At 70.4% G+C, this 8018-nt stretch carries 9 protein-coding genes and 1 pseudogene; 1 reads left to right on the top strand and 9 read right to left on the bottom strand.

Features of this window, described 5'->3' with window-relative positions:
- Window positions 1-249 precede the first annotated feature (249 nt).
- Window positions 250-1206 (bottom strand): hypothetical protein, encoded by a 957-nt coding sequence (locus ACH4J0_RS42395; RefSeq protein ID WP_396246530.1) that lies wholly within the window; start codon window positions 1204-1206, stop codon window positions 250-252.
- A gap of 506 nt (window positions 1207-1712) precedes the next feature.
- Here ACH4J0_RS42395 and ACH4J0_RS42390 point away from each other — a divergent pair.
- On the top strand, window positions 1713-2000 hold the full coding sequence (locus ACH4J0_RS42390; RefSeq protein ID WP_396246529.1) for a helicase associated domain-containing protein: 288 nt from the start codon (window positions 1713-1715) through the stop codon (window positions 1998-2000).
- Window positions 2001-2379: 379 nt separating this feature from the next.
- Here the strand turns inward: ACH4J0_RS42390 and ACH4J0_RS42385 are convergent, their stop codons facing one another.
- The 8 genes and pseudogenes from ACH4J0_RS42385 to ACH4J0_RS42350 form a co-directional block, all read right to left on the bottom strand.
- Entirely contained in the window at window positions 2380-3309 is a 930-nt protein-coding gene (locus ACH4J0_RS42385) for a hypothetical protein (RefSeq protein WP_360467172.1), read from the bottom strand.
- On the bottom strand, window positions 3306-3656 hold the full coding sequence (locus ACH4J0_RS42380; protein ID WP_360467174.1) for a PadR family transcriptional regulator: 351 nt from the start codon (window positions 3654-3656) through the stop codon (window positions 3306-3308). Before ACH4J0_RS42380 ends, ACH4J0_RS42385 begins: the two co-directional genes overlap by 4 nt.
- A 56-nt stretch (window positions 3657-3712) precedes the next feature.
- Entirely contained in the window at window positions 3713-4600 is an 888-nt protein-coding gene (locus ACH4J0_RS42375) for a hypothetical protein (RefSeq protein WP_396246528.1), read from the bottom strand.
- 126 nt (window positions 4601-4726) lie between these two features.
- The gene (locus ACH4J0_RS42370; protein WP_396246527.1) at window positions 4727-5344 is read right to left on the bottom strand and encodes a HEAT repeat domain-containing protein; all 618 of its coding nucleotides are present in this window, start codon (window positions 5342-5344) and stop codon (window positions 4727-4729) included.
- A gap of 84 nt (window positions 5345-5428) precedes the next feature.
- Window positions 5429-5827: a hypothetical protein gene (locus ACH4J0_RS42365; RefSeq protein ID WP_396246526.1), complete on the bottom strand. Its 399-nt coding sequence runs from the start codon at window positions 5825-5827 to the stop codon at window positions 5429-5431.
- 32 nt (window positions 5828-5859) lie between these two features.
- Window positions 5860-6474 carry a hypothetical protein gene (locus ACH4J0_RS42360; protein ID WP_396246525.1) on the bottom strand — a complete coding sequence of 205 codons (615 nt, stop codon included), beginning with the start codon at window positions 6472-6474 and terminating at the stop codon, window positions 5860-5862.
- Window positions 6471-6941 (bottom strand): annotated as a pseudogene (locus tag ACH4J0_RS42355) (ATP/GTP-binding protein); the annotation flags it as partial. The gene ACH4J0_RS42360 and the pseudogene ACH4J0_RS42355, both read right to left, overlap by 4 nt.
- 307 nt (window positions 6942-7248) lie before the next feature.
- Window positions 7249-7827 (bottom strand): dienelactone hydrolase family protein, encoded by a 579-nt coding sequence (locus tag ACH4J0_RS42350; RefSeq protein ID WP_396246524.1) that lies wholly within the window; start codon window positions 7825-7827, stop codon window positions 7249-7251.
- Window positions 7828-8018: the final 191 nt, after the last annotated feature.

Raw genomic sequence — 8018 nt, 5'->3', positions numbered from 1 at the left:
CGTCGAGTACGAAGCCGCGTACTACAGCCAACAACAACCAAACCTGCAGGTCACAGCCACAACCTAGAGTCTCTACAGAACCCGCAGCGATTCAGTGACCCGCCGGGGCATGGGCCCGAGATCTGGAACATCGTTCAACAGGCACCCCCTCGTCCAAGCTCTCCCAGCTGCGCTTGGTCCACGACGCAGACCGCTGGTGGATCGGGATCGACGCCTTCAAGGACAGCGTCCGTCACCCGCCCTGCGGGGTCAGCCGTTCTGCTGCCAGGGGGCACGGCCGTTGGGCTGGGGTTGGGTCCACAGCCGGATGCGGGTGCTCTCCGGGGTTGGGCAGTCGGCGGCGCTCAGGACCCATTCGGTGGCGAAGGCCGTGTAGTACAGGCCGACGTCCCACAGCATCAGACCGAGCTCGCTGGGGGCTGGCCGGGCGGCGATGCGTATGTAGTTGCCCGGTTCGAAGAGCTCGTCCAGCAGATGGGTCGATGCGTGGGTGCCGTTCATCGACAGCCGTCGGTAGTCCAGATAGATCCAGCGCAGGCTTTCCTGCCCGAAACCTTGGGTCGGCGCCCAGCCGGAGAGCTGGTCGATCATGACGGAGACCGGGAGCGCCTGGGCCTGGATCGGTCCGAATCCGGTGATGAGGTCGGACAGGTCTACGCGACTGGGTTCCATCTGCGGGACATGCGGCGTGGGGAGCGGCGCCATCGGCGGCAGATCGGGGCGGCTGGCATTGCGGCGTGCGATGCGGGCGTTGTGCGCCCGGACCTTCTCGAGGCGGCGCAGCGCGTCCTTCTTGCTGGCGGCGAGGTTCTGGTTGATCCTGTCGCGTTCTGCCTGGACGCCTTCGGCGCTGTGCCGGGTCGCCTGGCCTGCCGCGACGACGGCCCCGTGGCCGCCGAAGTGGATGTAGAGCGAGAACACCGTCGCCTCGATCAGGCTCCGCGCCAGCGAGCGGACCGCGTACTCGAGCCCGCCGTCGACGGCGGCCGCCAGCTCCCGCAGGAGTTCCGCGCAGTAGCGCAGGGCCGCGCCGTCGTACATGCGCCATGTCACCTGCGGTGTCCGCGTGTCCAGGAGCGCCCACCGATCGCTGGCGAACGCCGCGTCGATCTCGGCCAGCAGTCGGCTGGTCGCCTCGGACAGTTCCTCTCGAGTGGGCCGTGACTGCTGCCGCGGTGCGTCTCCTGCTCCGGTCATGCCGATCACCGTAGGCGTCTGCGGAGGTGGGGTACACGGGTTTTCCGCTTCCGATGCCGCGCAGTGCCACGGCCAGGGGAGGACGTGCATGTCGCTGGGCCGACGTCGGCCGGACGGCGCTGGAGACCACCGACCGTGAGCAGGCTGCCGCCGCACCGAGACCGCGGCCGCCGAGCAGTGCACACCCGCCTCCCGGCGCCGCCGCTCCTGACCCGCCCTCACCGCGAGGAGCAGCAGGGCGCGGACCTGCGGTGGGGAGGTGAGTTTCGTATCGGACCTCCTGCGCCGCGGTCTGCTCGTCGCCGGCCCCGGGGCGGGTGCCGCTCGATGAACGCCCGCAGACGGTGCCGCTGGGCGCCGGTGCCGACGGTGTGCTGGGTGGGCTTGGTCTTGAGCTCGCCCGAGGGGCCGATGTAGGGCAGCAGGGAGACGTGCACGAAGAACACGTTGTCGCGCGGTGCGCATCGCCGCCGCCTACGCGCGGGCGGCCGGGGGGCAGCGCATGCAGGGCGTGGATGCGCCGTCAGCGCAAGGCCGAGGCCCTCGGCGCCGACCAGACGGCCAAGCTCGATGCGCTGGACGAGTTGTGGCGGCTGGAGCCGGACTGGAACCGCTCCTACCGGCGCCTGCTCGCCTACCTCGCCGCCGGTGGCACCCTGGACGGCCCCGCCATCCGCACCGGCGGCGAGGCGGACCCGGCGTTTAGGCCCGGTAGCTGGCTGCGCAAGCAGGACAAGGCGCGTGGCGACGGGAAGCTGACCGAGCAGCAGACCGCCCTCCTGGACGCCCTACCCGCCGCCTGAACCCCGGCCAGGAGCGGGGACGGCGGATACACGTGGGCACCCCCGCGGGCGGTCCCGCAGGTACCGCGCCGCTGCGCACGCGCAGGGACGGCCCGGTTACCGCCGCGGTGCCGTAGTCCGGTGCCGGCGGCCCCCGGGCGTCGGCTCACCACCAGCCGCCCAGAAGCCGGAAGGCCGCCACCAGGGTGACGGCCTCCCCATGCCTTCTCGGGGCTGCAGCAGCCCAGCGCCGGCACCGGACGCCGGTCTCGGCTGGGACAGCCCTACCAGGCAACCCCGAGGCCCTGCGTTCCTGCCATGACCGTCGCCGGATCCGGAAGCGGCGCGCCGCCACTGGTGATGGGGGGTGGTTGAGGGGCCGGTCGTGGTGGGCGTGCGGTCAGCGGTGCAGGTGGTCGGGCCGTTTGGCGATCCGGGCCGTGATCCGCACCACGGGGAAGGCGATCGTGTACCCGGTGGTGAACAGCACCACCGGCAGCAGGATGAGTGCGCGGTGGTTGAGTCCCATGTCCAGGAGCAGGGGGGAGAGCAGTGGCGGGCCGGCCAGGACGGCTGTGGTCAGGGCGGCGTGCCCGACGGAGCGTGCGGTGCAGGCGACGGCGATGCCGGTGACCACCGGGGCGACGAAGTAGAACCCCATGTCGGTCGCCCATGCCCCGAGATGGCTCCCGGCCAGGGACAGGGCGACCTCCCCGGCCGTGATCGAGAGAGCAACCGTCCACGGGATGACGCGGCTCAGGTTCGAGATGGGGTCCGGTGGGGCGACCAGCAGGACGAAAGCGTTGAACGCGAGCAGTACGACCTGGTAGTCGCACAGGATCGGGCGGAAGACCGCGTGGAGCAGGGGCGTGGCCAGGACGGTCACCAGGGCCATGGTCCTTGCCGCCGTTCGGTGTCCGGCCAGCACCGCCGCCGCCATCAGTACGGCCGGGGCGAGCATCAGCACGGTGACGGTGACGACGCGGGTACCGGAGAACGCGTACGTGTCGAACCCGGAGACGCGGACGATCTGGATGAGGAACCACAGGTGCCAGGCCGCGAACGTGCCGGCGAGCATCGCGGCGAGCGGAGCGGCGGTGGCCAGCGCCCGGCCCGCCGGCCGGTGGGGGACCAGGCCCAGCCGTACCCGGGTGCCGTGCCCGGCCACGTCGCAGGCCTCCCGTAGCCCGGCGAGCCGGCCGGCCCCGGCGATGTGGTGTTCGGCGTGATCGGCGATCTCGGCCCGTGCGCCGGCTCCGTAGGAGGCCGGGTAGAGCGCGAGTGCCCACCGCAGCAGCCGGGCGTTCGTCGAGGGCCGGTTCGTGGTCATGCCGCACCACCCGCGAGCCGGGGCCGGGAGACGGCCAGGCGCCGGTCGGCCTCGCGCAGGGCTGCGCGCATCCGCTCGCTCTCCTCTGTGAGTGCCGTGGTGCCGGCCGGGGTGAGGGCAAATACGCGGCGGGGGCGTCCGTCGACCGTCTCCTCCCGCTCGATGCGGATTAGCCCTTCCGCCAGCAGCCGGTCCAGGGTGCCGTAGAGGGAGCCGGCTCCGAGCCGCACCCGGCCGTCGGAGATCGCGGCCACCTCGTCACCGAGCGCGTAGCCGTGCCGGGGCCGGTCCGCGAGGGCTGTCAGCAGGAGGAAGGTGGGCTCCTGCATGGAGCGTTTCTTCGTCATGCCCGCCACCATAGTACGGTCACTGTAGTGTCTGGCAAATGCAAAATGATCGGCAGTCATCTCGGTTGCCAGAGGCGGGCTGGCGAGTGCGGCGCTGCCAACTGACCAGCGGCGCGGGCAAGGCGGCGCGGCTTCTCGTGGAACCTCGCCGGGCTGCTCTCGACGCCCAAGTCCCGCTGGTCCTGGCGCCCGCCCAGATCACCGCGCTGCCATGCGGTCGGGGTGCGCCGCGAGCCCTGCCGGATGTCGGAACGGCAGCCTGCGGCGGGGGAGCTACTACGGCGGCGGTGTGGTGCGGCGTGGGGGCGGCGAGGGTTGTCGGCGCTCGGCCCGGCCATGCTCTTGCTGGACACCTCGACCGGGACTGGGAACGGCGTGGCAGGGCCAGCCGGGGCGGGCGCAGCGGTCGGCCGCACGCCGCCGGCGGCGCCGCGCTGCCCGGGTGGCCGGATACTCTCCCGATCACGGAAACGGAAAACGACGCGCGAGGAATCAGGGTCGGCGCGGGAATCGACGCGTGACGAATCGAGGTCGAGGCGGGAATCGACGCGCGAGGAAATGAGACGGAGCGGGACGCGCCGCGGTGCCGCGAGTGCGGCACCGCGCTGCGCGCCTCGGGGCCGGGCCGGCGCCCGGTCTACTGCGGCCGGGCCTGTTCCTCGAAGGCGTACCGGCGCCGGCGGGCCGAGCACCAGCAGGACGCCGTCGCCGACGCCCTTGTTACCTCGCGCGTCGAAATCCCGGCCACCGGTGAGCAGCAGCCGGTCCGAGCGGGTGTGCATCACCGCGGCGAAGTACTCATCAAGCTCGTCCGCCAGAAGTGTCCCGCCCCAGCTCTCCTGGCCGCTGTCCTCTGGGCGCTCACCGGTGAGATCGGCATGGACGGGGATCTCGACGCCCTGGGCGTAGACGGTCGCGGGGGCGTCGTAGAAGGCACTGCTCATACGGCTGAGCCTGGTTCGGGCCGAGACCGCGCGCATCCCGAGCGATCGGCTGGGTTGTCCCGTCTCAAATGATCTTGACGGTTTGTCAAACGATCTTGATCGCCGAGTCTCCTTCAGGGCGGACCCCTACAAGGGGGAGTAGGTCTGGTATTCCCCCTGCAGGGATGAGGTGGCTGCGTTGGCCACGTCGGCCCGGGGGCCCGCTGCGCACCCCTGGAGGAACTTACTGACCCGCGGGCCTGTCCATCCCGCGGCTGCGGCCGCGGCCCAGAATCGGAGGCCGTCGTTGGGGTCCAAGGGGCTGAGGAAGTCGAGAACGTGGTCGATCGTGGCGGTGTCCAGGGACAGCCGCTGCATGGCGACGGCGCGCAGAGCGCCGTCGGCAAGCATCGGGGTGCCGGTGTCCAGGCACCATCGCACGGAATCGGCCGTGTCTTCGGGAGCGCTCAGCCGAATGATGGCGTCGCCGAGCGCGACGTACACCATGGTGGCCTCGAAGGGGGCGCGGGCGAGATACCGGAGCACGCCCAGGGCGGGTCGGTGACCGCAGGTCCCGAGAGCCATGACCATCTGGTACTGGGTCTCCCAAGTGCGGGCGTCTCGTACCTCCCGCTGGAGGGCCTCCAGCAGCGAAGGGCCCGCAGCGGGGTCGGCAAGCCGGCGCAGGCGTGATGCGGCGGAACGCCTCTTGGGTGAAAGCCGGTGACCGAGCTGCACCACGGCTTCATCCAATGTCAGTGCCATTGCGGCCCCCGTCTGGTTGGTTTCGTCTTGTCGGCAACGAAGATCTTCACGCTGACGTCGTGCCACGGAGCTTGACCGCACTGGTCAGCCCGATTCCTCGTTGCTCGACCGACCGGCGCCACCCGACCGCCCGGGGGACGCCTGGTCGTTGTGGCCGAACTGTTCAGCGATGTTGTTCCATATGAAGCCGTCCTGCCAGCCCGGTTTCCCGCCGGCCCAGCCGAGCAGCGCCCCGAGGACCTTCTCCTGGGAGACCGTCAGAGTCTGGTAGTGCAGCTCGGGCACCCCGTCGCGGTATTCGAGCTGGAAGGTGTTGTTTTCCCGCAGCAGGACCTGGATGTACCAACTCCCGGGCTGCTCCTCGTCCACCCGCTCCAGGACCATGTAAGCGTTCCCCCGTCGCAGGTTGGCCAGCATCGTCCCGATAGCGGGCTTGGACGGGCGTTTCAGCACGTGGCCGCGCTCGTTGGTCGCAATCAGCATGGCCAGATCCTCCAGCAAGGGGCTGACACCGCTCAGCTGCGGGGGGTGGATCCGCTCACCCGGGCAAGGAAAGCGTTGATGGCGCTGTAGGTGAGTGGCGTGTCGTGGTCGTCCATCATCCGCGCCCAGATGTGCGCGGTCGACCGGCCGGCCCCGGCCAGGGCTCGGATGCGGCGGCGCTGGGTGTCGCTGTCGGGGATGACACGGGCCAGGCGGCGGGGCGGTTGCCGCTGGACGGCTTGGCGGAGTTCCCTGCGGTGGAGCTTGTAGCGTCGGGCGACGATCCGCCGGGGAGTGCCCTTGCGTAGTTCCGCGCACGCGAACAGCAGGTTGAGCCTGCGCTGGAGGTCTTTCTCCGGGAGTTCATGTTGACCTGCCGGCTCGCGCTGCTCGGGCAGGGGCTTGCCAGGCGCGTCGCAGAGCGCGCGTCGCAGGTCAGCTGGTCGTCGGCCGGTGAGCTGGGCGAGGAGGGTGATGTCGGGCTTGCCGATGCTGGACCTCGGGCTGGTGAGGCTGTTGAGGTAGCTGGGCTTGAGGTGGTTGGCCCGTGCGAGACGGCGGAGGTAGTTGTCGGTGCCCTCGCCGAGCCGCGGCGCGACGCGGACGGGCAGGGGCCGAAGCGTCGGCCGGACTCTCGTGTCGGTCACCGGCGGCCGCCGGAGGGGGCGGTGCGGGCGCCGGTCTGGGCCGCGTGGTCGAGCGGGACGGCGTCCAGGCCGTCCTTGGTGATCCTCTCGGTGCCAGTGAGGATCGCATCGATGGCCGCGCCGCGGATCTGGTGGGACAGGGCGCCGATCATGCCCCCGGTGCGGTGGTGGAGGTGGCGGTCGAGGGCGACGAGGGTTCCGGGCCGGTGGTCGTGGAGCAGGAGGTGCTGCTCCAGGGTGGCGACCAGGGCGGTCCATTCCTCGCCATAGGGGAAGGGGCGGGTGGGCAGGAGGGTGAAGCGGCCGGCGATCTGGGCGCCGCGGGTGCCGGACAGCAGGTTGCTGCGTTCGATGTCGATGCCCGCGTAGACGAACGTGGCGGGGATGCGCTCGGAGAAGTACTTGAGGGTGTCGGCGACCTCGGCGCCGGAGCGGCTGGTCAGGGAGATGTTGTGGAGCTCGTCAACTTTACCGACCGCAGGAGCTCGTGAACCGGCTCTGAACTGCGACGATTCATAGACTACATGTCCGCGACGGGGAGTTGGGGCGGTTGCTGTAGCTCGTCCGGGTGGTCTCGCGGCGGCCCGTCCGCTGGGACGGTGGACGGGCCGTGGTGCAGCCAGCGGGACAGGACCAGGTTGTTGATCCTTCAGTAGGGCGGGTTTTGCCGGCGGTGACATGTCGGTCCTGGAAGCGAAGGTTGGCGGCCTGTGGCCTGGGCTGTCTTCGCTGGAGTAGCGACGAAGTAGCCCCCTGAGCTGCGAGGGTGCCGGGCTATTTGATGCGGTTGAGGAAGCTGAGCACCCGATGGGTGGTCTGCGTTGCAGCGTGCTCGTCGTGCGACGGCAGGCTGCTGTCGGTGAACAGGTGCCTGTCGCCGGGATAGAGGCACAACTCGGCGTCCTCCGCCGTCTCGACGAGTGCGCGGGCCGCGTCCACATCGCCCTCCCCGGCGAAGAACGGGTCTGCGTCCATGCCATGGACCTGGACGGGGACGTCCTGGGGCCAGGCACCGCCGAACTCCGAGACCGGGAGGCATGCCTCGAGTAGCAGCGCGCCCTTTGCGCCGGGGCGGGTCTGGGCCAGTTTCTGCGCCGGCAAGACGCCGAGCGAGAACCCGAGGTAGACGAGCTCCGCAGGCAGCTTTTCGGCGGCGGCGGTTCCGCGTGCGATGACCGTGCCGAACCCGATGTTCTCGGCGTAGCCGATGCCCTCCTCGAGGCTGTCGAATACCTGTCCCTCGAATAGGTCCGGGACGTGGACGGTGTGTCCGGCCCGTCGCAGCTGCTCGGCGAACTCGCGGACGCCGGCGGTCAGCCCGTGCCCGTGGTGGAAAACCAGCACCTCAGCCATGTCGCTCCCCTCGTGCTGCGGTGCCCGGGCGGCACCGCAGCACGAGTATGACCCGCGGCACTGACACCCGCGGGTCCCCTGCCGACAGGATCAGATTGAGGAAGTTCCATCGTGATTGGTGCAGGTCACCGGCCCTGGTGTGACGAGTCGTTGGGATGCTCGCGCAGTTCATCACGGTGATCGTCGCGGGG

Source organism: Kitasatospora sp. NPDC017646, from assembly GCF_044329365.1.
Classification (GTDB): Bacteria; Actinomycetota; Actinomycetes; order Streptomycetales; family Streptomycetaceae; genus Kitasatospora.
This window is presented reverse-complemented; position numbering and strand designations above follow the sequence as displayed.